The organism is Pseudomonas sp. B7 (genome assembly GCF_016735645.1).
GTDB lineage: Bacteria > Pseudomonadota > Gammaproteobacteria > Pseudomonadales > Pseudomonadaceae > Aquipseudomonas > Aquipseudomonas glycinae.
The window spans coordinates 26,495-48,303 of record NZ_JAERRE010000012.1 but is presented as its reverse complement, the minus strand read 5'-3'; the positions used below and the strand labels follow the sequence as shown (position 1 = coordinate 48,303).

General features: G+C 58.5%; 28 protein-coding genes. 8 read left to right on the top strand and 20 right to left on the bottom strand.

Annotated elements, in window-relative coordinates:
- Positions 1–153: 153 nt before the first annotated feature.
- Complete coding sequence (locus tag JKA62_RS24575; RefSeq protein ID WP_011336158.1) at positions 154–1,149, bottom strand: GlxA family transcriptional regulator; 996 nt, start codon at positions 1,147–1,149, stop codon at positions 154–156.
- A gap of 100 nt (positions 1,150–1,249) precedes the next feature.
- Here JKA62_RS24575 and JKA62_RS24570 point away from each other — a divergent pair, with 100 nt between their 5' ends.
- The 7 genes from JKA62_RS24570 (at position 1,250) to JKA62_RS24540 (ending at position 6,427) form a co-directional block, all read left to right on the top strand.
- Positions 1,250–1,804, top strand: coding sequence for a cysteine hydrolase family protein (locus tag JKA62_RS24570; RefSeq protein WP_011336159.1), 555 nt, complete (start codon positions 1,250–1,252; stop codon positions 1,802–1,804).
- Between the two features lie 153 nt (positions 1,805–1,957).
- Entirely contained in the window at positions 1,958–2,626 is a 669-nt protein-coding gene (locus JKA62_RS24565; RefSeq protein ID WP_011336160.1) for a YjfI family protein, read from the top strand.
- Positions 2,627–2,643: 17 nt separating this feature from the next.
- A complete protein-coding gene (locus JKA62_RS24560; RefSeq protein ID WP_011336161.1) occupies positions 2,644–3,342 on the top strand; it encodes a PspA/IM30 family protein in 699 nt (232 codons plus the stop codon).
- A 125-nt stretch (positions 3,343–3,467) separates the two neighbouring features.
- Complete coding sequence (locus tag JKA62_RS24555) at positions 3,468–4,118, top strand: DUF2491 family protein (RefSeq protein WP_011336162.1); 651 nt, start codon at positions 3,468–3,470, stop codon at positions 4,116–4,118.
- A 13-nt stretch (positions 4,119–4,131) separates the two neighbouring features.
- Positions 4,132–4,557: a DUF350 domain-containing protein gene (locus JKA62_RS24550; protein WP_007955627.1), complete on the top strand. Its 426-nt coding sequence runs from the start codon at positions 4,132–4,134 to the stop codon at positions 4,555–4,557.
- Between the two features lie 17 nt (positions 4,558–4,574).
- Positions 4,575–5,267, top strand: coding sequence for a DUF1190 domain-containing protein (locus JKA62_RS24545; protein WP_011336163.1), 693 nt, complete (start codon positions 4,575–4,577; stop codon positions 5,265–5,267).
- A 2-nt stretch (positions 5,268–5,269) separates the two neighbouring features.
- Positions 5,270–6,427 (top strand): glutathionylspermidine synthase family protein, encoded by a 1,158-nt coding sequence (locus JKA62_RS24540; RefSeq protein WP_201819867.1) that lies wholly within the window; start codon positions 5,270–5,272, stop codon positions 6,425–6,427.
- A 75-nt stretch (positions 6,428–6,502) separates the two neighbouring features.
- Here the strand turns inward: JKA62_RS24540 and JKA62_RS24535 are convergent, their stop codons facing one another.
- Entirely contained in the window at positions 6,503–7,021 is a 519-nt protein-coding gene (locus tag JKA62_RS24535) for a single-stranded DNA-binding protein (protein ID WP_003228709.1), read from the bottom strand.
- Between the two features lie 9 nt (positions 7,022–7,030).
- The gene (locus JKA62_RS24530) at positions 7,031–8,428 is read right to left on the bottom strand and encodes an MFS transporter (protein ID WP_007955631.1); all 1,398 of its coding nucleotides are present in this window, start codon (positions 8,426–8,428) and stop codon (positions 7,031–7,033) included.
- A 191-nt stretch (positions 8,429–8,619) separates the two neighbouring features.
- Between JKA62_RS24530 and uvrA the strand changes: the two genes are divergently transcribed.
- Entirely contained in the window at positions 8,620–11,454 is a 2,835-nt protein-coding gene (gene uvrA, locus JKA62_RS24525) for an excinuclease ABC subunit UvrA (RefSeq protein ID WP_011336165.1), read from the top strand.
- Between the two features lie 65 nt (positions 11,455–11,519).
- Here uvrA and bfr read toward each other — a convergent pair whose 3' ends face one another.
- The 17 genes from bfr to rplE all read right to left on the bottom strand — a co-directional run bounded on the left by bfr (position 11,520) and on the right by rplE (position 21,797).
- Positions 11,520–11,987, bottom strand: a complete 468-nt coding sequence (gene bfr, locus JKA62_RS24520; RefSeq protein WP_011336166.1) for a bacterioferritin — start codon at positions 11,985–11,987, stop codon at positions 11,520–11,522.
- A gap of 149 nt (positions 11,988–12,136) precedes the next feature.
- Positions 12,137–13,591, bottom strand: coding sequence for a catalase (locus JKA62_RS24515; RefSeq protein ID WP_011336167.1), 1,455 nt, complete (start codon positions 13,589–13,591; stop codon positions 12,137–12,139).
- Between the two features lie 238 nt (positions 13,592–13,829).
- Positions 13,830–14,216 carry a 50S ribosomal protein L17 gene (gene rplQ, locus JKA62_RS24510; RefSeq protein WP_007955635.1) on the bottom strand — a complete coding sequence of 129 codons (387 nt, stop codon included), beginning with the start codon at positions 14,214–14,216 and terminating at the stop codon, positions 13,830–13,832.
- Positions 14,217–14,258: 42 nt separating this feature from the next.
- Positions 14,259–15,260, bottom strand: a complete 1,002-nt coding sequence (locus JKA62_RS24505) for a DNA-directed RNA polymerase subunit alpha (RefSeq protein ID WP_003186012.1) — start codon at positions 15,258–15,260, stop codon at positions 14,259–14,261.
- A 26-nt stretch (positions 15,261–15,286) separates the two neighbouring features.
- Positions 15,287–15,907, bottom strand: coding sequence for a 30S ribosomal protein S4 (rpsD, locus tag JKA62_RS24500; protein ID WP_011336168.1), 621 nt, complete (start codon positions 15,905–15,907; stop codon positions 15,287–15,289).
- A gap of 18 nt (positions 15,908–15,925) precedes the next feature.
- Positions 15,926–16,315, bottom strand: a complete 390-nt coding sequence (gene rpsK / locus JKA62_RS24495) for a 30S ribosomal protein S11 (RefSeq protein ID WP_002555466.1) — start codon at positions 16,313–16,315, stop codon at positions 15,926–15,928.
- Positions 16,316–16,345: 30 nt separating this feature from the next.
- Positions 16,346–16,702 (bottom strand): 30S ribosomal protein S13, encoded by a 357-nt coding sequence (gene rpsM / locus JKA62_RS24490; RefSeq protein ID WP_009045849.1) that lies wholly within the window; start codon positions 16,700–16,702, stop codon positions 16,346–16,348.
- Between the two features lie 130 nt (positions 16,703–16,832).
- On the bottom strand, positions 16,833–16,949 hold the full coding sequence (rpmJ, locus tag JKA62_RS24485) for a 50S ribosomal protein L36 (protein WP_002555468.1): 117 nt from the start codon (positions 16,947–16,949) through the stop codon (positions 16,833–16,835).
- Positions 16,950–16,976: 27 nt separating this feature from the next.
- Positions 16,977–18,305 carry a preprotein translocase subunit SecY gene (gene secY / locus JKA62_RS24480; RefSeq protein ID WP_003228718.1) on the bottom strand — a complete coding sequence of 443 codons (1,329 nt, stop codon included), beginning with the start codon at positions 18,303–18,305 and terminating at the stop codon, positions 16,977–16,979.
- Positions 18,306–18,743: a 50S ribosomal protein L15 gene (gene rplO, locus JKA62_RS24475; protein WP_011336169.1), complete on the bottom strand. Its 438-nt coding sequence runs from the start codon at positions 18,741–18,743 to the stop codon at positions 18,306–18,308.
- Positions 18,744–18,746: 3 nt separating this feature from the next.
- Positions 18,747–18,923 carry a 50S ribosomal protein L30 gene (gene rpmD, locus JKA62_RS24470; protein WP_003176408.1) on the bottom strand — a complete coding sequence of 59 codons (177 nt, stop codon included), beginning with the start codon at positions 18,921–18,923 and terminating at the stop codon, positions 18,747–18,749.
- A gap of 2 nt (positions 18,924–18,925) precedes the next feature.
- Positions 18,926–19,426 carry a 30S ribosomal protein S5 gene (gene rpsE, locus JKA62_RS24465; RefSeq protein WP_007955637.1) on the bottom strand — a complete coding sequence of 167 codons (501 nt, stop codon included), beginning with the start codon at positions 19,424–19,426 and terminating at the stop codon, positions 18,926–18,928.
- Positions 19,427–19,429: 3 nt separating this feature from the next.
- A complete protein-coding gene (gene rplR / locus JKA62_RS24460; RefSeq protein ID WP_003186037.1) occupies positions 19,430–19,780 on the bottom strand; it encodes a 50S ribosomal protein L18 in 351 nt (116 codons plus the stop codon).
- Positions 19,781–19,790: 10 nt separating this feature from the next.
- A complete protein-coding gene (gene rplF / locus JKA62_RS24455) occupies positions 19,791–20,324 on the bottom strand; it encodes a 50S ribosomal protein L6 (RefSeq protein WP_011336170.1) in 534 nt (177 codons plus the stop codon).
- A gap of 12 nt (positions 20,325–20,336) precedes the next feature.
- Complete coding sequence (gene rpsH / locus JKA62_RS24450) at positions 20,337–20,729, bottom strand: 30S ribosomal protein S8 (RefSeq protein ID WP_011336171.1); 393 nt, start codon at positions 20,727–20,729, stop codon at positions 20,337–20,339.
- Positions 20,730–20,938: 209 nt separating this feature from the next.
- A complete protein-coding gene (rpsN, locus tag JKA62_RS24445) occupies positions 20,939–21,244 on the bottom strand; it encodes a 30S ribosomal protein S14 (RefSeq protein WP_007955639.1) in 306 nt (101 codons plus the stop codon).
- A 13-nt stretch (positions 21,245–21,257) separates the two neighbouring features.
- Positions 21,258–21,797, bottom strand: a complete 540-nt coding sequence (gene rplE / locus JKA62_RS24440; RefSeq protein ID WP_003210069.1) for a 50S ribosomal protein L5 — start codon at positions 21,795–21,797, stop codon at positions 21,258–21,260.
- Positions 21,798–21,809: the final 12 nt, after the last annotated feature.

Below are 21,809 nucleotides of genomic sequence, written 5' to 3'. Positions count from 1 at the left end.
AATGTAGGTCAGAGGGTGCAGAGATCAGGCCAACCGGCGCTGGCGTGAAACACGCTGAAAATCAGCCACTTGAAAAAACCGTGCTGGCACCGCGCCTGTTTCAATCTGCACGACCGGCTCGATGACTCCGGTATTCTGCACGACGGATGGGTTTTACTTCGCCACGGCCGCCGGCGGACTCACGCCGAATCGCGTGCGGTATTCACTCGGCGCCAGCCCGGTGATTTTCTTGAACGTTGCGCGAAAGGCTCCCGGATCCTGATAACCCACCGTCCACGCGATGTGGTCGATGGTGCCATTGGTGAACTCCAGCATCTCCCGTGCCTTGCCGACCCGCAGGTGCTGGCAGTATTCGGTGGGTTTGAGGCCGGTCGCCGCGCGGAAACGGCGCAGGAATGTGCGTTCTTCGAGGCCCGCACGTTCGGCCATCGCCGTCAGCGAGACATCGGTCGCGCCGTTGCCTTGCAGCCAGTGCTGAACCTTGAGAATCGCCGCGTCGCCGTGATTGAGGATCGGGGCGAAATTGCTGCCGCAGGCACTCGCGCTGTCGCTGTGTTCCACCACCAGAAACCGCGCGGTGCTGCTGGCGATGCTCGGTCCGAGCAATCGGTCCACCAGTCGCAAACCAAGCTCTGACCAGGCCATCAGCCCCGCCGTGGTAATCAGGTCACCGTCGTCGACAATCGGCGTGTCGGCCTTGAGCCTGATCTTCGGGTAACACTCGGCGAAAGCCTTGGCCGAGGTCCAGTGCGTGGTAGCGCTACGACCGTCGAGCAACCCGCTCTCCGCCAGCAGCCACGAGCCGACACACACCCCGCCAAGCGTCGCGCCACGCGCATGTTGTTCACGCAGCCAGGGCAGCAGCCCGGCAGGCATCTGTGCCGCGGAAAAACCGGCAATGGACGGCGGGATCAACACCGCCAGCAAACCGTTGTCGGCTCCGGGATGACTGTCGTAAACCCGCACGGGCGGGTGGTCGTCATCGACCTGCCAGTGGCTGATCCGTAGCAGCGGCAATTGCGTGGCCTGGTGTTCGGCGGCGATCCGGTTGGCGACCCCGAACAGGTCGGTCAGGCCATGCACCGCCGCCATTTGCGCGCCGGGATACATCAGCACGCCCAGTTCCGCGACGGTCCTTTCTGCACCCATTGTCAGTTTTCCCCTGTGTATTGTCGGTGCGGCCAATCCTCGAAACCGTGGCCAGCGCCAATACTGAACCCACACCCACCCACACTTCGAGGACACACCCATGGCCAAGCAAGCGCTCATCGTAGTCGATATCCAGAACGACTACTTCCCCCAAGGCAAGTGGCCGCTGGCCGGTGCCGACGCCGCCGCCGACAACGCCGCCCGGTTGATCGCGGCCTTCCGCGAGGCCGGCGATTCGGTGGTGCACATCCGCCACGAATTCACCTCGCCCGAGGCGCCGTTTTTCACTCCGGGCTCCGAGGGCGCCAAGCTGCATCCGAAAGTGCTCAACCGCGCCGACGAGCCGGTGGTCCTCAAGCACTTCGTCAACTCGTTCCGCGAAACCGAGCTGCAATCGATCCTCGACGAGCAAGGCATCAAGGAGCTGGTGGTGGTCGGCAGCATGAGCCACATGTGCGTCGATGGCGTTACTCGCGCGGCGGCCGATCTGGGTTACACCGTTACGGTGATCCACGATGCTTGCGCCAGCCGTGACCTGGAATTCAACGGTCTGACCGTGCCCGCCGCCCACGTGCATGCGGCGTTCATGTCGGCGCTGGGGTTTGCCTATGCCAGCGTGGTATCCACCGACGAGTTCCTCGCTGCCAGCCGCTAAGCCCTGCTCCGACACACCCGGAAAAATCTGCGCCCGCCACGTTGCGGGCGTTTTTTCGCGTGTCATCAAAATCTCACGCGTGAGCCATTGATGGCACTTTGATTTGGTTGTAGTGTGGCTCACGCGTGAGATGTTCATAACGGAGTCATCGCCATGAAAAGCCGCTCCCCTGTCACCAAGTCAGAGAGCCCAAAGGGAGTGCGCTCGACACCGTCCGCGAAAAAACCGTCGAGCTTCTACATGAAGCAGATGCGCGCGGGCCTGGCTGCCGCCGGTTATGTGAAACACGAAACTTGGGTGCTTCCGGAAAACCGAAGCTTGCTCAAGCAAATGGAGCAACAGCTACGCCAACCGATTCTGGCTGGCTCTTTCATGTCGGAGAATTACATGAGCGCAGGCAACAACTGGAACATCGATAGCCTCTACAACGCTTTCAAGGCGCTGGACGAGGTGGCTTCGCAAGAGATCACGCTGTCTCTGATCCAGAGCTCCGAACCCAGCCTCAAGCTGGAAATGAACGAATTCGGCGGTCTGCCGATTCACATCGCCCTCGCCGGTCAGCAGATCATCGTCGACACCGTGCTGGTGGACATCGATTCGATCACCGATGTGCGCGCCTTCAACGACGCCGTACTGCGCAGCCGGGAAATGTTCCCGCTGTCGTCGATCGGCATCGAGACCATGCCCAACGGCCAGACCGTCTACAACATGTTCGGCGCACTGAGTGCCGATTCGAGCCTGACCAACGTGGTCACCGAGGTGAAAACCCTGGTCGACAACGTGCAGCGCGCCAGCGAAGCCTTCGAACACTTCTTCAAGTAATCAACAGGGAATATCCAATGACTCAGTCCATCTGGAGCAAGTTGTTCACCGCGCTGCGCGGCGGCGCCAACGAAGTCGGCGAAGCGATCGCCGACCAACAGGCCCTGCGCATACTCGATCAGGAAATCCGTGACGCCGACAGCGCGCTGTCCAATGCCCGTCGCGAACTGGTCACCATCATGGCCAAGCACAAACTCTCCGCCGACCGCGTGAGCGAGTACGAAGCCAAGATCGGGGACCTGGAAGCCAAGGCCGTTTCCGCCCTGAACGCCGGCCGTGAAGACCTGGCGCTGGAAGTGGCCGAAGCGATTTCGACCCTGACCAACGACCTGGGCGTCGAGAAAAAGCAGACCGACGAGTTCGGCACCTACGCCGACAACATGCGCAAGGACATCAACAAGGCCGAAGCGCGGATCAAGAGCCTGCGCCAGCAAGTGGACATGGCCAAGGCCCGTGAGAGCGTGCAGAAAGCGCAGGTCAGCGCCTCGATCGCCAGCGGCGGCGCCAACGGCAAGCTGGAAACCGCTGTCGGTACTCTGAACCGTCTGCAAGCCAAGCAGCAGCAACGCGCTGCCGAGCTGAGCGCTGCCGACGAGCTGGCCGATGCTTCGACCGGCAACGACCTGGATCGCAAGCTGCGCGAAGCCGGCATCACGCCGAACGAAGGCAGCGCCAACGCCATCCTCGAGCGTCTGAAGCAGAAGTCCGCCCAGTAACGGCGGCGAGAAAAACAGAAGGGCACCGGGTGCCCTTCTTTTTTGCCTGCTCGTTCGCCGCGCGGCCCGGTACACTAGCGGCGTTTTGCCAACGAATATCGATACCCGCTTCAAGGAATGTACCCATGGGATGGTTCAAAGATTTGCTCGGCACCAGCAACTGGCAGTCGGCCGCGCCGGCGTCCGAGTCTGCCGGCGGCCCGCTCGGACTGGCGCAGGGCAAGGCGATCCGCTTCGACACGACCCTCGGCCTGTTGCTCGACGGCAGCACATCAGTGCGGGTTCCCGACGCCCAGGCCATCTGGAGCGCCGGCTGGATCGACCTCGGCCAGTCGAACAAACTGCATCGCTACTATCTGAACGATGAAGAATTCTGGGTACAGATCCATGTCACCGGTGATGACCAGATCGAGTCGGTGACGCTGTTCAACTACGTTAGCTACGTGACGGTCAACAGTGACGCCGAATTGCAGCGTCTGGCCGGCCCGAACAGTCAGATCGGCTTGCCGACCTATCGTCACGAAGGTGTCGAATACACTCGTGAATGGGGCACCGAACGCGGCCAGACCGAACTGGTGCCGCTCACCGAACAGGTGATCAACCCGGACGAGTCCTACACCATCAACCATCACTCGATGCTCTACGCCCGCGAGACCGGCCTGACCGATCGCCGCGAGCTCTTGCTGTTCTCCGTCGAACAGGACGAAGAAGGCACCGTCAGCCTGAGCACCTCGCTGGGCATCTCGCTGTACACCACCGATTTGAGCACCATCTAAAAGGAATTTTTCCATGCTGGAAGCGTTGTCCATTTCCCTGAACAAAGCCGCACTGGTCGGTTTCGTCGCCTACCTGATCGGCGCCGTGCTGCTGTTCATGCTGTTTCAGTTCGTCTACACCCGCGTCACGCCGCACAAGGAATTCGAGCTGATCCGTTCCGGCAACGTCGCCGCCGCCATTGCCCTGTCCGGCGCGATCATCGGTTTCGCGATTCCGGCCAGCAACGTGATCGCTCATTCGATCAACGTCCTCGACTTCGTCCTCTGGGCGGTGATCGCGGCCGTGGTGCAATTGTTGGCCTTCCTGGCGACCGGCCTGGTGCTCAAAGGCACGTCACAGCGCATCGCCAACGGTGAAATCGCCGCAGGCATCTATGTGGCGGCAGTTGCGATCAGCGTCGGCATGCTCAACGCCGCGTGCATGACCCCGTCCTACTGATCGGCAGGAAGCCTGAGATGAAACGAAGCAAGTACGTTCAACTGTCGCTGGCCGCTTCGGTGGCCCTGGCGATTTCCGCTGAAGTGGCCGCCCAGGAGCAGCAACGCAACTTCCAGAGCGTCGAACAATGCGTCGACGCCGAAGTGGCGCCGGATGTTTGCTCGAATGCCTACGTCGCCGCCCTGGCCGAACACCGGCGGATCTCCCCGGCCTACGACGACAAGGCTGCCTGCGACGCGGACTTTGCCGCCGACTGGTGTCAGAAAAATTCCGCCGGCCGTTTCGTGCCGAAACTCGGCGGCTTCAAGGTGCCGCAGGACGGTGAGCCGGCGCAGAACCTCGATGCGATCGCCAATGCCCAGATGCCCGCCGGCGACGCCGCCGCCGTGCAGAGCAATCAGACCAGCACTTCGCACTCGTCCAGCGGTGCAGGCAACGGCTGGCTCACCGGATGGCTGATCGGCAATGCCATGAGCAACAACCGCGCGATCGACTCGCGGCCGGTTTATCGTGAGCGCAATACCCGCCAGACCTACGACACCTCGACGCTGAACCGTCGCATCGAATCGGCGCCGAGCCGCAGCCAGCGGGACTACGACAGCGATTACCGCAAACCGGTCAACGTCGCTGCGTCCACCTCCCGTGGCGGCTTCGGCAGCCAGTCCAGCGCACGCAGTGGTTGGGGCGGCTGGGGCCGTTCGAGCAGCTGACCATGAAGAAGATCCACTGCGCCGAGCGCCACGACTGGAAGCAGACCGCCGAAAGCCTCGGCTTTCTGTTTCATACCATCGACGACGAGCCGTACTGGGACGAGCGCGCCTATTACCAGTTCACGCTCGCACAGATCGAAAACGATCTGGAGGATCCAACCACCGAGCTGCACGAGATGTGCATGGACCTGGTCGACCGCGTCGTGCACAGCGAAGAACTGCTGGGTCGCCTGAGCATTCCGGCGTCGTACTACGACATGATCCGAACGTCCTGGCTGGAAGGTCATCCGCATCTGTACGGGCGCATGGACTTCTCCTACAGCGGCAATGGCCCGGCGAAGCTGCTCGAGCTCAACTACGACACGCCCACGAGTCTTTACGAAGCGTCGGCGTTCCAGTGGGGCTGGCTGGAGCAATGCATCGAGCGCGGGATGCTGCCGCGCCATGCCGACCAGTTCAACAGCATCGACACCCGGCTGCACGAAGCCTTTGCCCACCTGAAACTCACGCGGCCGTTTTACTTCGCCTCGATGAAAGACTCGGTCGAAGACAAGGGCACCACGGATTACCTGCGGCTGATCGCAGAAAAGGTCGGCATCGAATCGCGGCACATCGATATCGAAGACATTGGCCTGAGTGCTGACGGTCGTTTCGTGGATCTCGAGGATCGCTGGATCCCGCACCTGTTCAAACTGCACGCCTGGGAGTTCATCTTCCACGAACCGTTCGGCGCAGCAATCGCCGAATGCGACACCCAGTTTTTCGAACCGGCGTGGAAATCCATTCTCTCCAACAAGGGCGCCTTGCCCCTGCTATGGGAGTTTCATAAAGGCCACCCGAATCTGCTGGCTGCGCACCTCGACCCGAGCCCGGGCAGCGCGGTGCCCAAGGGCTGGGTACGCAAACCGTACTTCTCCCGGGAAGGCGCCAACATCGAGTTGCAGACAGCCGAAGGCCTGATCGTCAAAGAGGATGGGCCCTACACCGACGCGCCCTTCATCCTTCAGGAACTTGCCCCGTTGCCGAAGTTCGACGACAGCTACACGCTGATCGGCTCCTGGGTGATCGGCGATCAGGCGGCGGGGATTGGCGTGCGCGAAGACAACAGCCTGATCACCAAGGATTCGAGTCGGTTCCTGCCGCATCTGATTCTTGACTGAAAACCCGCGCACATGAAAAAGGCCCGTCGCATTCAGCGACGGGCCTTTTTTATTTAGCGCGGATACAGCAGCGAATCAGAACGGAATGTCGTCATCGAAGCTGTCGAAATCCGGAGCCGGTTGCGGTGCGGCCTGCTGTGGAGCCGGGGCCGAACGCTGCTGAGGTGCCGACTGCTGCGGACGCGGAGCCTGTTGGCGTGGCGCCTGCTGCTGATAGTTGTTGCCACCGCCTTGTTGGTCGCCCTGTTGTGGACGGCCGCCGAGCAGTTGCATGGTGCCTTGCATGTCGACCACGATCTCGGTGGTGTAACGCTTGATACCGTCTTTTTCCCACTCACGGGTCTGCAGCTTGCCTTCGATGTAGACCTGCGAACCTTTGCGCAGGTATTCGCCGGCGATTTCGGCAACCTTACCGAACATCGATACGCGGTGCCACTCGGTCTTCTCGACCTTCTGACCGGTCTGCTTGTCGGTCCACTGCTCGCTGGTCGCCAGACTCAGGTTGGTCACGGCGTTACCGTTGGGCAGGTAGCGTACTTCGGGATCCTGGCCGCAAGTACCGACCAGAATGACTTTGTTAACCCCACGGGCCATAACGTTCTCCTAGGCTTCGCACGCAGTCTGCGCCGGGTTGTTCACCAGGCGTTCGAGAGTGGTGCGATCCATTAATTCGGTGTCCAGTTTGATGTAGATCGCCGCTTCATCAGCGACTATCACTGCATCAGTTACCCCTACGAGGGCCTTGAGACGCTCGACCAGACCCGCTTCGCGGATCGCTTCGGGCGACAGCGGCAGGCGCAGGCTCGTCACGTAGGGAGGTTCGCGCATGGTAACAGCAAAGGCCAGCCAAAGTGCAGCCAGCCCGGCACATCCGAGGAACACAACCGACAGACCGCCATGCTGGAACATCCAGCCGCCGAGAATCCCGCCGAGTGCCGAACCGAGGAACTGACTGGTGGAGTACACGCCCATGGCCGTGCCTTTGCCACCTGCCGGTGAAACCTTGCTGATCAGTGACGGCAGCGATGCTTCCAGCAGATTGAACGCGGTGAAGAACACCACCGTCCCGATCACCAGAGCCCGCAGGCTGTCACCGAACTGCCAGAAGAATAGCTCAGTCAGCATCAGCGTCATCACGGCACCGAGCAAAACTCGTTTCATTTTGCGTTTCTTCTCGCCGTAGATAATGAACGGAATCATGGCGAAGAAAGAAATCAGCAGCGCGGTGAGGTAGACCCACCAGTGCTGTTCCTTGGGCAGACCGGCCTTTTCGACCAGCGCCAGGGGCAGTGCGACGAAGCTCGACATCAACATCGCATGTAACACAAAAATGCCCAGGTCCAGCCGCAGCAGGTCCGGGTGCTTGAGCGTCGGCATCAACGCCTGACGTGCAACGCCGGACTCGCGGTGGCTCAGCGGCCCGGTGGATTTCGGCACCATGAACATCACGATCACGATCCCTACCAGCGCCATGCCGCCCGTAGCCAGAAACAGACCGGACAAGCCGAACGCACGGGTCAGCAGCGGGCCGACCACCATCGCTACGGCGAACGACAGGCCGATGGTCATGCCAATCATGGCCATGGCCTTGGTGCGGTGCTGTTCGCGGGTCAGGTCGGAAAGCAACGCCATGACTGCCGCAGAAATAGCGCCGGCGCCCTGCAGGATCCGCCCGGCAATCACGCCCCAGATCGAATCGGCCTGAGCCGCCAGCACGCTGCCAAGGGCGAAGACGATCAGCCCCAGGTAAATCACCGGACGCCGGCCGATGCGGTCGGAAATGATCCCGAACGGAATCTGAAAAATCGCCTGGGTCAGGCCGTAAGCGCCGATCGCCAGCCCGATCAGGGCCGGGGTCGCTCCCGCCAGATCCATGCCGTAGGTCGCCAGTACCGGCAACACCATGAACATGCCAAGCATACGGAAGGCGAACACCAGGGCCAGACCGCTCGCCGCGCGGGTCTCGCTGCCACTCATGCGTTCGCTGTGGGGATCGTGCATGGAAAAACCTCGTGTGAACCGGCGGCGATTCTACCAGTCCCATCGAGAGACGGGGTATATCGCGACGCTTTGACGCGTACAGATGAAACTCTCTTCATGTAGGGCAAAAAACCCTTCACTTGATAGTGTGCATCCATCCAGTATTTGGCCGTATACTCCTGTGTTTTCGACGCCCGCCGAGCGAGGCCATTTTGGACAAGATCCTGATTCGTGGGGCCCGCACCCACAACCTGAAGAACATCGACCTGACCCTGCCACGGGACAAACTGATCGTCATCACCGGCCTGTCCGGATCCGGCAAGTCGTCCCTGGCCTTCGACACGCTGTACGCCGAAGGTCAGCGCCGCTATGTCGAATCCCTGTCGGCCTATGCCCGGCAGTTCCTGTCGATGATGGAAAAACCCGACGTCGACACCATCGAAGGCCTGTCGCCGGCGATCTCCATCGAACAGAAGTCGACCTCGCACAACCCCCGCTCCACGGTCGGCACCATCACCGAAATCTACGACTACCTGCGCCTGCTTTATGCCCGCGTAGGTACGCCGCGCTGCCCGGATCACGACATTCCGCTGGAAGCACAGACTGTCAGCCAGATGGTCGACCTGGTACTGGCCCAGCCGGAAGGCAGCAAGCTGATGCTGCTGGCGCCGGTGATCCGCGAGCGCAAGGGCGAGCACCTGTCGGTGTTCGAAGAGCTGCGCGCCCAGGGCTTCGTCCGGGCCCGGGTCAATGGCCGGCTCTGCGAGCTGGACGAACTGCCGAAACTGGATAAACAGAAGAAGCATACGATCGAAGTGGTGGTCGACCGCTTCAAGGTTCGCGCCGACCTGCAGCAGCGTCTGGCGGAGTCCTTCGAGACCGCGCTGAAGCTGGCCGACGGCATCGCCCTGGTGGCGCCGATGGACGACGAGCCGGGCGAAGAGATGATCTTCTCCGCGCGCTTCGCCTGCCCGATCTGCGGCCACGCAATCAGCGAGCTGGAACCCAAGCTGTTTTCCTTCAACAACCCGGCCGGCGCCTGCCCGACCTGCGACGGTCTGGGAGTGAAGCAGTTTTTCGACATCAAGCGACTGGTCAACGGTGATTTGACCCTGGCCGAAGGCGCGATCCGTGGCTGGGACAGGCGCAACGTCTATTACTTCCAGATGCTCGGCTCATTGGCCGCGCATTATGGTTTCAGCCTGGAGCAGCCGTTCAACGAGCTGCCGGCCGATCAACAGAAATACATCCTGCACGGCAGTGGCTCGCAGAACGTCGATTTCAAATACCTCAACGACCGGGGCGACATCGTCAAACGCTCGCACCCGTTCGAAGGCATCGTGCCGAATCTCGAACGCCGCTACCGCGAAACCGAATCGGCGAGCGTGCGTGAAGAGCTGGCGAAGTTCCTCAGCACCCAGTCGTGCCCGGATTGCCGCGGCACTCGCCTGCGTCGCGAAGCGCGACACGTGTGGGTCGGCGAAAAAACCCTGCCGGCGGTGACCAACCTGCCGATCGGCGACGCCTGCGATTACTTCGGCGCGCTGAAGATGACCGGCCGCCGTGGCGAAATCGCCGACAAGATTCTCAAGGAAATTCGCGAGCGCCTGCAGTTTCTGGTCAACGTCGGTCTGGACTATCTGTCGCTGGATCGCAGTGCCGATACGTTGTCTGGCGGTGAAGCGCAGCGGATTCGTCTGGCCAGCCAGATCGGCGCGGGCCTTGTGGGTGTTCTGTACATCCTCGACGAGCCGTCCATTGGCCTGCACCAGCGCGACAACGATCGCCTGCTCGGCACCCTCAAACACCTGCGCGACATAGGCAACACGGTCATCGTGGTAGAGCATGACGAAGACGCGATCCGCTTGGCCGACTACGTAGTGGATATCGGCCCGGGTGCCGGCGTTCATGGCGGGCAGATCGTCGCCGAAGGCACGCCGGACGAAGTCATGGCGCACCCGGACTCGCTGACCGGCAAATACCTGTCGGGCCGGGTCAAGATCGAAGTACCGGCCAAGCGCACGCCGCGTAACAAGAAGCAGGTGCTGTCGCTCAAGGGGGCGCGCGGCAACAATCTGCGCAACGTCGACCTGGAAATCCCGATCGGCTTGCTGACCTGCGTGACCGGTGTCTCCGGCTCGGGCAAATCGACGTTGATCAACAACACGCTGTTCCCTTTGAGCGCCACGGCACTCAATGGCGCGACCACCCTGGAAGCGGCAGCTCATGACAGCATCAAGGGCCTGGAGCATCTGGACAAGGTCGTCGACATCGACCAGAGCCCGATCGGTCGTACGCCACGTTCCAACCCGGCGACCTATACCGGGCTGTTCACGCCGATTCGCGAACTGTTCGCCGGTGTGCCCGAATCCCGATCTCGTGGTTACGGCCCGGGGCGCTTCTCGTTCAACGTCAAGGGCGGTCGTTGCGAAGCCTGCCAGGGCGACGGTCTGATCAAGGTGGAAATGCACTTCCTGCCGGACATCTACGTCCCGTGTGATGTGTGCAAGAGCAAGCGCTACAACCGCGAAACCCTGGAGATCAAATATAAGGGCAAGAACATCCACGAAACTCTCGAGATGACCATCGAGGAAGCGCGAGAGTTCTTCGACGCGGTGCCGGCGCTGGCGCGCAAGCTGCAAACGCTGATGGATGTGGGGCTTTCGTACATCAAGCTTGGACAATCGGCCACGACGCTTTCCGGTGGTGAAGCGCAGCGGGTCAAGTTGTCCCGCGAGCTGTCCAAGCGCGATACCGGCAAGACCCTGTACATCCTCGACGAGCCGACCACCGGCCTGCACTTCGCGGATATCCAGCAACTGCTCGACGTACTGCATCGCCTGCGCGACCACGGCAACACCGTGGTGGTGATCGAGCACAACCTCGACGTGATCAAAACCGCCGACTGGCTGGTGGATCTTGGCCCCGAGGGTGGTTCGAAAGGTGGTCAGATCATCGCTACCGGTACGCCGGAGGAAGTGGCCGAGATGAAACAATCTCACACCGGGCATTACCTCAAGCCGCTGCTGATCCGCGATCGGGCCTGATTGCCGGACATGAAAAAGCCCCTGTCACTTCGTCAGTGACAGGGGCTTTTTTGTATCGACTGCAATCAGGACGCGTGAGACTGCAGGTAGTTCTGGATACCGATCAGTTTGATCAGTCCCAACTGCTTCTCAAGCCAGTAGGTGTGATCTTCTTCGGTATCATGCAACTGAAGCTTGAGGATATCGCGGCTTACATAGTCGCCATTCTTTTCACACAGCTCGATGCCCTTGCACAGTGCAGCACGAACCTTGTACTCAAGACGCAGATCCGCTTCGAGCATGGTCTCGACCGTGGTACCAACATCCAGGTCATCCGGGCGCATGCGCGGAGTGCCTTCGAGCATCAGAATCCGGCGCATCAGCGCATCGGCATGAGCGGCCTCTTCTTCCATCTCGTGGTTGATTCGTTCGTAGAGCTTGGTGAATCCCCAGTCCTCATACATCCGCGAGTGAACGAAATATTGGTCACGCGCGGCCAGTTCGCCGGTCAGCAACGTGTTGAGGTAATCGATAACGTCTGGGTGGCCTTGCATCGCCCTACATCTCCCTGCTTGAAAGTCTGTAGTTTGAACCAACCTGACTGGAAGGTCACTCACTTCGCGCAATAAAAGCGAAGATATTCTGAGAAAAGCAGCCTAAATAACGCAAAAACCGCCCGAATGAGGGCGGTTCTGCTTCTCGTTTAGACTTCGTTAAGCTGTACGTTGAGCAGCTTTGCGATTGCTTCTCCGTACGCCGGATCGGCCTTGTAGAAATGCTGCAGCTGACGGTCGATCACATCACTCGAAACACCCCCCATCGCACCGGCGATGTTGCTGACCAGCAACGCTTTCTGTTCGTCGCTCATCAAACGGAACAGCGCACCGGCGTGGCTGTAGTAGTCGCTGTCTTCGCGGTGATCGTAGCGATCAGCCGCACCACTCAGGGCCAGCGCAGGCTCGGCATAATGTGGCGCTTGTTTCGGCGACTCTACGTAGCTGTTTGGCTCGTAGTTAGGCGCCGCGCCACCATTGCTGCCAAAAGCCATAGAACCGTCGCGCTGGTAAGTATTCACCGGGCTGCGCGGGGCGTTAACTGGCAGCTGCTGGTGGTTGGTGCCTACGCGGTAGCGGTGGGCATCGGCGTACGCGAATACTCGACCTTGCAGCATGCGATCTGGCGACAGACCTACGCCAGGCACCATGTTGCTCGGGCCGAACGCAGCTTGCTCAACTTCGGCAAAGTAGTTGAGCGGATTACGGTTCAGCTCCAACTCACCCACCTCGATCAGTGGAAACTCCTTTTGCGACCAGGTCTTGGTCACGTCGAACGGGTTCTCATAGTGCGCAGCGGCTTGGGCTTCGGTCATGATCTGGATGCATACGCTCCATTTCGGGAAGTCACCACGCTCGATGGCTTCGAACAGATCGCGCTGGGCGTAGTCCGGGTCTGTGCCTGCCAGACGTGCCGCGTCTGCCGGCGCGAGGTTCTTGATCCCTTGCTTGGTCTTGTAGTGCCACTTCACCCAGTGGCGCTCGCCTTGAGCGCTGATGAGGCTGTAGGTGTGACTGCCGAAGCCGTGCATGTGGCGATAGCCGTCCGGTATACCGCGATCGGAGAACAGGATCGTGACCTGGTGCAGCGCTTCAGGCGAATGCGACCAGAAGTCCCACATCATCTGCGCGCTTTTCAGGTTGCTTTGCGGCAGGCGTTTCTGGGTGTGGATAAAGTCAGGAAATTTCAGCGGATCGCGAATGAAGAACACCGGCGTGTTGTTGCCGACGATGTCCCAGTTGCCTTCTTCGGTGTAGAACTTGAGGGCGAAGCCACGCGGATCGCGCTCGGTATCGGCCGAACCACGCTCACCACCGACCGTGGAGAAACGCAGGAAGGTCGGCGTCTGCTTGCCGACAGCAGAGAACAGCTTGGCGCTGGTGTACTGCGTAATGTCGCGAGTGACCGTGAAAGTGCCGTATGCGCCCGAACCCTTGGCGTGTACACGACGTTCAGGAATGTTTTCCCGGTTGAAGTGAGCAAGCTTCTCGATCAGGTGGAAATCATCGAGCAACAACGGACCACGAGGGCCGGAGGAGCGAGAGTTCTGGTTATCGGCGACAGGTGCGCCACTGGCGGTCGTAAGCGTCTTGTTCTGGCTCATGCGAACTTCTTCCTCTATCGGTCTTGAACTGCCGGCTAATCGGCTTGTTGGGGAGTATCGATCATCAATATGACAGCCACAAATTCATTAACTTATGGTCACCAATAGATAAAAACTAACGATAAATCCCCGCACATAGTGCAGACCCAAACAGCGTAGAAGCTTGTACGAACAGCGCATTTCTTACAGGCACAAAAAACCGGGCACTAGGCCCGGTTCCTTGTTTCAGACTGATGTCTTACTCAGCGGATACAGCTTCACCGCCGACAGCACGATCAACCAGTTCGACGTACGCCATAGGCGCGTTGTCGCCAGCGCGGAAACCGCACTTGAGGATGCGCAGGTAGCCACCCTCACGGGTAGCGTAACGCTTGCCCAGGTCGTTGAAGAGCTTACCAACGATAGCTTTCGAACGAGTACGGTCGAAAGCCAGACGACGGTTAGCAACGCTGTCTGTCTTGGCCAGAGTGATCAGCGGCTCGGCAACGCGGCGCAGTTCTTTGGCTTTTGGCAGAGTAGTTTTGATCAGCTCGTGCTCGAACAGCGACACCGCCATGTTCTGGAACATGGCCTTGCGGTGCGAGCTGGTGCGGCTCAGGTGACGCCCACTTTTACGATGACGCATGGTTCATTCCTTACCAAACACTACGTTCGGTGATTACGACGATCAGGCAGTCGCCTTGTCGTCCTTCTTAAGACTTGCAGGCGGCCAGTTGTCGAGGCGCATGCCGAGGGACAGACCGCGGGAGGCCAGAACGTCCTTGATTTCAGTCAAGGATTTCTTGCCCAGGTTCGGAGTCTTCAACAGCTCTACTTCGGTACGCTGAATCAGGTCGCCGATGTAGTAGATGTTTTCCGCCTTAAGGCAGTTAGCCGAACGTACAGTCAGTTCCAGATCGTCAACCGGGCGAAGCAGGATCGGATCGATCTCGTCTTCCTGCTCGACAACCACTGGCTCACTGTCACCTTTGAGGTCGACGAACGCAGCCAACTGCTGTTGCAGAATGGTTGCAGCACGGCGGATAGCCTCTTCAGGATCCAGAGTACCATTGGTTTCCAGATCAATAACCAGCTTGTCCAGGTTGGTACGCTGCTCGACACGGGCGTTTTCCACCACATATGCGATACGGCGAACCGGGCTGAACGAAGAGTCGAGCTGCAAGCGACCGATGCTGCGGCTTTCGTCTTCATCGCTCTGACGCGAGTCGGCTGGTTCATAACCACGACCACGAGCTACGGTGAGCTTCATGTTCAGGGCGCCGTTAGACGCCAGGTTAGCGATTACGTGATCGGGATTAACGATCTCGACATCATGATCCAGCTGAATATCGGCAGCGGTAACCACCCCCGAACCCTTCTTCGACAAGGTCAGCGTAACTTCGTCACGACCGTGCAGCTTGATGGCCAGACCTTTAAGGTTCAACAGGATTTCAATTACGTCTTCCTGTACACCTTCGATGGCGCTGTACTCGTGGAGCACACCGTCAATCTCGGCCTCGACTACTGCGCAGCCGGGCATTGAGGACAACAGGATGCGGCGCAGCGCGTTGCCCAGGGTGTGGCCAAAACCACGCTCGAGAGGCTCGAGAGTGATCTTGGCGCGGGTTGGACTGACAACCTGCACATCAATGTGGCGGGGTGTCAGGAACTCATTTACCGAAATCTGCATGGATGCACCTATTTTCTAGCCCTTACTTACTTGGAGTAGAGCTCGACAATCAGGCTTTCGTTGATGTCGGCGGACAGATCACTGCGAGCAGGAACGTTCTTGAAAACGCCCGACTTCTTCTCAGCATCTACCTCTACCCATTCTACGCGACCACGTTGGGCGCACAGCTCGAGAGCTTGGACAATGCGAAGTTGGTTCTTTGCCTTCTCGCGAACAGCAACCACGTCACCAGCACGAACCTGGTAGGACGGAACGTTTACGGTCTGACCGTTAACGCTGATCGACTTGTGCGATACCAGCTGACGGGATTCGGCACGAGTCGAACCGAAGCCCATACGGTATACAACGTTGTCCAGACGGCATTCGAGCAGTTGCAGCAGGTTTTCACCGGTTGCACCTTTCTTGCTGGCAGCAGCCTTGTAGTAGCCGCTGAACTGACGCTCGAGAACGCCGTAGATACGACGGACCTTCTGCTTTTCGCGCAGTTGGGTGCCGTAATCGGACTGGCGACCGCGGCGTTGGCCGTGGATACCAGGTGCTGCTTCAATGTTGCACTTCGATTCGATCGCGCGCACGCCGCTCTTCAGGAAGAGATCGGTGCCTTCGCGACGAGCGAGTTTGCATTTTGGACCAATGTAACGAGCCATTCTTTACAATCTCCTGGATTACACGCGGCGCTTCTTCGGCGGACGGCACCCGTTGTGCGGGATTGGCGTCACGTCGGTGATGCTGGCGATCTTGTAGCCACAGCCGTTCAAAGCGCGGACTGCGGATTCACGACCTGGACCTGGGCCCTTGACGTTCACGTCGAGGTTTTTCAGGCCGTATTCCAGCGCAGCTTGACCAGCACGTTCAGCAGCTACTTGAGCAGCGAACGGGGTGGACTTGCGAGAACCGCGGAAACCCGAACCACCGGAGGTAGCCCAGGAAAGAGCGTTACCTTGACGGTCGGTGATGGTCACGATGGTGTTGTTAAAAGAGGCATGGATGTGGGCGATGCCATCAACCACTGTCTTTTTAACTTTTTTACGAGGACGAGCAGCAGGTTTTGCCATGATTAAATTCCTGTCGATTCGCTGGGGCGATTACTTGCGGATCGGCTTACGCGGACCTTTACGGGTACGCGCGTTGGTCTTGGTACGCTGACCGCGTACTGGCAGACCACGACGATGACGCAGACCGCGATAGCAACCGAGGTCCATCAAGCGCTTGATTTTCATGTTGATTTCGCGACGCAGGTCACCTTCAGTGGTGAACTTCGCCACTTCGCCACGCAGCTGTTCAATCTGCTCGTCGCTCAGATCCTTGATCTTTGCGGCTGGGTTTACCCCAGTCTCTGCACAGATCTTCTGTGCAGTAGTGCGACCAACACCATAGATGTAGGTCAGCGAGATAACAGTATGCTTGTTATCTGGAATGTTAACGCCTGCAATACGGGCCATTCAGTGGGACTCCAATTGACAGCTACCTACGCCCCGGAAGCCAAGAAATAGGGCGCGAGATAATATCGCTGTAATAACAAATAATCAACCCGGTAGCGCACTAGCTACCGGGCTTGAAGCACAATCACACTCAGCCTTGGCGCTGTTTGTGACGCGGTTCCGCGCTGCAAATTACTCGAACAACACCTTCGCGGCGAATAATCTTGCAGTTACGGCACAGCTTTTTCACCGATGCACGAACTTTCATCACCAACTCCTCGAACCTTATGGGTACTCAGCGCAACATGCCGCTGCCGTAACCCTTCAGGTTGGCTTTCTTCATCAGGGATTCGTACTGGTGCGAAACGAGGTGCGATTGTACTTGGGACATGAAGTCCATCACAACCACGACCACGATCAGCAACGAGGTCCCGCCAAGGTAGAACGGAACGTTTGCTGCAACCACCAGGAACTGGGGCAACAAGCACACGGCCGTCATGTAAAGAGCACCGAACATGGTCAAGCGAGTCAAAACGCCATCAATATAGCGCGCGGACTGCTCACCTGGACGGATGCCCGGAATAAAGGCACCGGACTTCTTCAGGTTTTCCGCTACGTCTTTCGGATTGAACATCAACGCCGTATAGAAGAAGCAGAAGAAAATAATCCCTGCACTAAACAGCAGAATATTCAACGGCTGACCAGGAGCGATCGACTGCGAGATGTCCTGCAACCAGCCCATACCTTCAGACTGACCGAACCAGGCACCCAGCGAAGCCGGGAACAGCAAAATGCTGCTCGCGAAAATAGCCGGAATAACGCCGGCCATGTTCACCTTCAGCGGCAAGTGGCTTGTCTGCGCAGCAAAAACCTTGCGGCCCTGCTGACGCTTGGCGTAGTGAACAGCGATACGACGCTGACCACGCTCAATGAACACCACGAAACCGATAATCGCTACTGCCAGCAAACCGATGGCAACCAAAGCGAAGATGTTGATATCGCCCTGACGCGCAGACTCGAAAGACTGCCCGATTGCTCTCGGAAGACCGGCGACGATACCCGAAAAAATCAACATCGAGATACCGTTGCCTACACCACGCTCAGTAATCTGCTCACCCAGCCACATCATGAACATCGCGCCAGCCACAAACGTGGAGACCGCGACGAAATGGAAGCCAAAGTCACCAGTGAACGCAACGCCCTGCCCCGCCAGACCAATGGACATGCCAATGGCCTGAACGAGAGCCAGGACGACGGTGCCGTAGCGGGTGTACTGGCTGATCTTGCGACGGCCAGCTTCACCTTCCTTCTTCAACTGCTCCAGCTGCGGGCTGACGGCGGTCATCAACTGCATGATGATCGAAGCCGAAATGTACGGCATGATCCCCAACGCAAAGATGCTCATCCGTTCCAGCGCGCCGCCGGAAAACATGTTGAACAAGCTAAGAATGGTCCCCTCATTCTGTCGAAACAGGTCTGCGAGTCGGTCCGGGTTGATACCTGGAACCGGGATGTGTGCGCCTATTCGGTAGACGATAATCGCCAGGAACAGAAAACGCAGACGAGCCCAAAGTTCAGACATACCGCCTTTGCCGAGCGCAGAGAGAGCACCTTGCTTAGCCATTTATTCCTCGAACTTGCCGCCAGCTGCTTCGATAGCCGCACGCGCACCTTTGGTGGCGCCGATTCCCTTGCCGATAGTGACAGCGCGAGCCACTTCACCGGACAGCATGATTTTCACACGCTGTACGTTGACGTTGATCACGTTGGCATCTTTCAGGGACTGCACGGTGACGATGTCGCCTTCCACTTTAGCCAGCTCGGACAGACGCACTTCTGCGCGATCCATGGCCTTCAGGGAAACGAAACCGAACTTCGGCAGGCGACGATGCAGCGGCTGTTGACCGCCTTCAAAGCCTGGAGCAATGGTGCCACCGGAGCGGGAAGTCTGACCTTTGTGACCACGGCCACCAGTCTTACCCAAACCACTACCGATACCACGGCCCGGACGATGCTTTTCGCGACGGGAACCCGGCGCTGGACTCAGATCATTGAGTTTCATCGATTAACCCTCGACACGCAGCATGTAGTAAGCCTTGTTGATCATCCCGCGATTCTCGGGAGTATCCTGGACTTCTACAGTGTGACCGATGCGACGCAGACCCAGACCCTTAACGCACAGTTTGTGGTTAGGGATGCGGCCGGTCATGCTTTTGATCAGCGTAACTTTAACGGTAGCCATGATTACTTGATCTCCTCAACACGCAGGCCACGTTTGGCTGCAATGGATTCAGGAGACTGCATAGCCTTCAGACCCTTGAAAGTGGCGTGAACCACGTTTACAGGGTTAGTCGAGCCGTAGCACTTGGCCAGAACGTTCTGAACGCCAGCAACTTCGAGGACAGCACGCATAGCGCCGCCAGCGATGATACCGGTACCTTCAGAAGCAGGCTGCATGTACACCTTCGAAGCGCCATGAGCAGACTTCATTGCGTACTGCAGAGTGGTGCCGTTCAGATCAACCTGGATCATGTTGCGGCGAGCAGCTTCCATTGCCTTCTGGATCGCAGCAGGCACTTCACGCGACTTGCCACGGCCGAAGCCAACACGCCCTTTACCATCACCAACCACGGTCAACGCGGTGAAAGTGAAGATACGGCCGCCTTTTACGGTTTTGGCTACGCGGTTAACTTGAACCAGCTTCTCGATGTAGCCTTCGTCGCGCTTTTGGTCGTTATTTGACATAACTTAGAACTCCAGCCCAGCTTCACGAGCAGCATCAGCCAGCGCTTTAACGCGGCCATGGTACTTGAAGCCAGAGCGGTCGAAAGCCACCTGCGAGACGCCAGCGGCCTTAGCACGCGTAGCGACCAGCTGGCCAACCTTAGTGGCCGCGTCGATGTTGCCAGTGGCGCCATCACGCAGTTCTTTATCCAAAGTCGAGGCGCTTGCCAGGACTTTGTTGCCGTCGGCCGAAATGACCTGGGCGTAGATGTGCTGCGAAGAGCGGAACACGCAGAGACGCACGACTTCGAGTTCGTGCATTTTCAGGCGTGCTTTGCGAGCGCGACGCAGTCGAGTAACTTTTTTGTCGGTCATTTGCTATGCCCTACTTCTTCTTGGCTTCTTTACGACGGACGACTTCGTCCGCGTAGCGCACACCTTTGCCTTTGTACGGCTCTGGTGGACGGAAGTCGCGGATCTCGGCGGCCACTTGACCTACCAGCTGCTTGTCGATGCCCTTGATCAGGATATCGGTCTGGCTAGGAGTCTCAGCGGTGATGCCTTCCGGCAGTTCGTAATCCACTGGGTGCGAGAAGCCAAGAGCCAGGTTCAGCACCTGACCTTTTGCTTGCGCTTTGTAACCAACACCGACCAGCTGGAGCTTACGCTCGAAGCCTTGGCTTACGCCCTGGACCATGTTGTTTACCAACGCACGAGTGGTACCGGCCATTGCGCGAGTCTGTTGATCGCCATTGCGAGCAGCAAAACGCAGCTCACCGGCCTCTTCAACGACTTCAACGGACGAATGGACGTTCAGTTCAAGAGTACCCTTGGCACCCTTCACCGAAAGCTGTTGGCCTGCGAATTTTACTTCGACACCGGCTGGCAGCTTAACGGGGTTCTTAGCGACGCGAGACATGCTTATCCCCCCTTAGAACACAGTGCAAAGAACTTCGCCGCCGACACCGGCAGCGCGCGCAGCACGATCAGTCATCACACCCTTGTTGGTGGAGACGATAGACACACCGAGACCGCCACGTACTTTTGGCAGTTCTTCGACGGACTTGTACTGACGCAGGCCTGGACGGCTAACGCGCTTCACTTCTTCGATGACCGGACGGCCTTCGAAGTATTTCAGCTCGATGGACAGCAGTGGTTTGGTTTCGCTGCTGATCTGATAACCCGCGATGTAACCTTCGTCCTTCAGGACTTTTGCTACAGCCACCTTCAACGTGGAAGACGGCATGCTTACGACGGACTTTTCAGCCATCTGGGCATTACGGATTCGAGTTAGCATGTCCGCTAACGGGTCCTGCATACTCATGGGCTAGACGCTCCTAATACAGAAAAATTAGCCTTGCGGCTACTACTTGTCGCCGAGAAATTCCGGGCATAAAAAACACGGGCTCAGGCGAGCCGGTCATTCTAGACATACCCCAGAAATGAATCAAGCCCCAAAAGGGGCTTGATTCAAGTTCAAGGCCACCGGTGGTCAGGTTCTTGCGACGCTGACCACCAAGGCTTTGACAGCAATTACCAGCTGGCTTTAACCAGACCTGGAACGTCACCACGCATTGCCGCTTCACGCAGTTTGTTACGGCCGAGGCCGAACTTGCGGTAAACGCCGTGCGGACGACCGGTCAGACGGCAACGGTTACGCATGCGCGAAGCGCTTGCGTCACGTGGTTGCTTCTGCAGAGCTACGGTAGCTTCCCAACGCGCTTCTGGACTTGCGTTCAGATCGACGATGATAGCTTTCAGCGCTGCACGCTTGACGGCGTACTTGGCAACGGTGAGCTGACGCTTCAGCTCACGGTTTTTCATGCTCTTCTTGGCCATTTTCCTACTCCAATCAGTTGCGGAACGGGAATTTGAAAGCACGCAGCAGAGCGCGGCCTTCATCATCGTTCTTGGCAGTGGTGGTCAGGGTAATGTCCAGACCGCGGAGAGCATCGATCTTGTCGTAGTCGATTTCCGGGAAAATGATCTGCTCTTTCACGCCCATGCTGTAGTTGCCACGACCATCGAAGGACTTGGCATTCAGGCCGCGGAAGTCGCGAACCCGAGGCAGGGAGATCGACAGCAGACGATCCAGGAACTCGTACATACGCTCACGGCGCAGGGTCACTTTGACGCCGATCGGCCAACCTTCACGGACTTTAAAGCCAGCGATGGATTTGCGAGCGTAGGTCACAACGACTTTCTGGCCGGTGATCTTTTCCAGGTCAGCAACAGCGTGCTCGATGACTTTTTTGTCGCCGATCGCTTCGCCCAGACCCATGTTCAGGGTGATTTTGGTAACGCGCGGAACTTCCATCACGTTCGAAAGCTTAAGTTCTTCCTTAAGTTTCGGAGCGATTTCCTTCCGGTAAATCTCTTTTAGTCGTGCCATGGTCTTCTACCT

What these genes read in the sequence shown, in the direction of transcription:
- JKA62_RS24575 (WP_011336158.1), bottom strand. Translation starts at nt 1,149, where the DNA reads ATGGGTGCAGAAAGGACCGTCGCGGAACTGGGCGTGCTGATGTATCCC.
- JKA62_RS24570 (WP_011336159.1), top strand. Translation starts at nt 1,250, where the DNA reads ATGGCCAAGCAAGCGCTCATCGTAGTCGATATCCAGAACGACTACTTC.
- JKA62_RS24565 (WP_011336160.1), top strand. Translation starts at nt 1,958, where the DNA reads ATGAAAAGCCGCTCCCCTGTCACCAAGTCAGAGAGCCCAAAGGGAGTG.
- JKA62_RS24560 (WP_011336161.1), top strand. Translation starts at nt 2,644, where the DNA reads ATGACTCAGTCCATCTGGAGCAAGTTGTTCACCGCGCTGCGCGGCGGC.
- JKA62_RS24555 (WP_011336162.1), top strand. Translation starts at nt 3,468, where the DNA reads ATGGGATGGTTCAAAGATTTGCTCGGCACCAGCAACTGGCAGTCGGCC.
- JKA62_RS24550 (WP_007955627.1), top strand. Translation starts at nt 4,132, where the DNA reads ATGCTGGAAGCGTTGTCCATTTCCCTGAACAAAGCCGCACTGGTCGGT.
- JKA62_RS24545 (WP_011336163.1), top strand. Translation starts at nt 4,575, where the DNA reads ATGAAACGAAGCAAGTACGTTCAACTGTCGCTGGCCGCTTCGGTGGCC.
- JKA62_RS24540 (WP_201819867.1), top strand. Translation starts at nt 5,270, where the DNA reads ATGAAGAAGATCCACTGCGCCGAGCGCCACGACTGGAAGCAGACCGCC.
- JKA62_RS24535 (WP_003228709.1), bottom strand. Translation starts at nt 7,021, where the DNA reads ATGGCCCGTGGGGTTAACAAAGTCATTCTGGTCGGTACTTGCGGCCAG.
- JKA62_RS24530 (WP_007955631.1), bottom strand. Translation starts at nt 8,428, where the DNA reads ATGCACGATCCCCACAGCGAACGCATGAGTGGCAGCGAGACCCGCGCG.
- bfr (WP_011336166.1), bottom strand. Translation starts at nt 11,987, where the DNA reads ATGCAAGGCCACCCAGACGTTATCGATTACCTCAACACGTTGCTGACC.
- JKA62_RS24515 (WP_011336167.1), bottom strand. Translation starts at nt 13,591, where the DNA reads ATGAGCCAGAACAAGACGCTTACGACCGCCAGTGGCGCACCTGTCGCC.
- rplQ (WP_007955635.1), bottom strand. Translation starts at nt 14,216, where the DNA reads ATGCGTCATCGTAAAAGTGGGCGTCACCTGAGCCGCACCAGCTCGCAC.
- JKA62_RS24505 (WP_003186012.1), bottom strand. Translation starts at nt 15,260, where the DNA reads ATGCAGATTTCGGTAAATGAGTTCCTGACACCCCGCCACATTGATGTG.
- rpsD (WP_011336168.1), bottom strand. Translation starts at nt 15,907, where the DNA reads ATGGCTCGTTACATTGGTCCAAAATGCAAACTCGCTCGTCGCGAAGGC.
- rpsK (WP_002555466.1), bottom strand. Translation starts at nt 16,315, where the DNA reads ATGGCAAAACCTGCTGCTCGTCCTCGTAAAAAAGTTAAAAAGACAGTG.
- rpsM (WP_009045849.1), bottom strand. Translation starts at nt 16,702, where the DNA reads ATGGCCCGTATTGCAGGCGTTAACATTCCAGATAACAAGCATACTGTT.
- rpmJ (WP_002555468.1), bottom strand. Translation starts at nt 16,949, where the DNA reads ATGAAAGTTCGTGCATCGGTGAAAAAGCTGTGCCGTAACTGCAAGATT.
- secY (WP_003228718.1), bottom strand. Translation starts at nt 18,305, where the DNA reads ATGGCTAAGCAAGGTGCTCTCTCTGCGCTCGGCAAAGGCGGTATGTCT.
- rplO (WP_011336169.1), bottom strand. Translation starts at nt 18,743, where the DNA reads ATGAAACTCAATGATCTGAGTCCAGCGCCGGGTTCCCGTCGCGAAAAG.
- rpmD (WP_003176408.1), bottom strand. Translation starts at nt 18,923, where the DNA reads ATGGCTACCGTTAAAGTTACGCTGATCAAAAGCATGACCGGCCGCATC.
- rpsE (WP_007955637.1), bottom strand. Translation starts at nt 19,426, where the DNA reads ATGTCAAATAACGACCAAAAGCGCGACGAAGGCTACATCGAGAAGCTG.
- rplR (WP_003186037.1), bottom strand. Translation starts at nt 19,780, where the DNA reads ATGACCGACAAAAAAGTTACTCGACTGCGTCGCGCTCGCAAAGCACGC.
- rplF (WP_011336170.1), bottom strand. Translation starts at nt 20,324, where the DNA reads ATGTCTCGCGTCGCTAAGAACCCCGTTAAGCTGCCAGCCGGTGTCGAA.
- rpsH (WP_011336171.1), bottom strand. Translation starts at nt 20,729, where the DNA reads ATGAGTATGCAGGACCCGTTAGCGGACATGCTAACTCGAATCCGTAAT.
- rpsN (WP_007955639.1), bottom strand. Translation starts at nt 21,244, where the DNA reads ATGGCCAAGAAGAGCATGAAAAACCGTGAGCTGAAGCGTCAGCTCACC.
- rplE (WP_003210069.1), bottom strand. Translation starts at nt 21,797, where the DNA reads ATGGCACGACTAAAAGAGATTTACCGGAAGGAAATCGCTCCGAAACTT.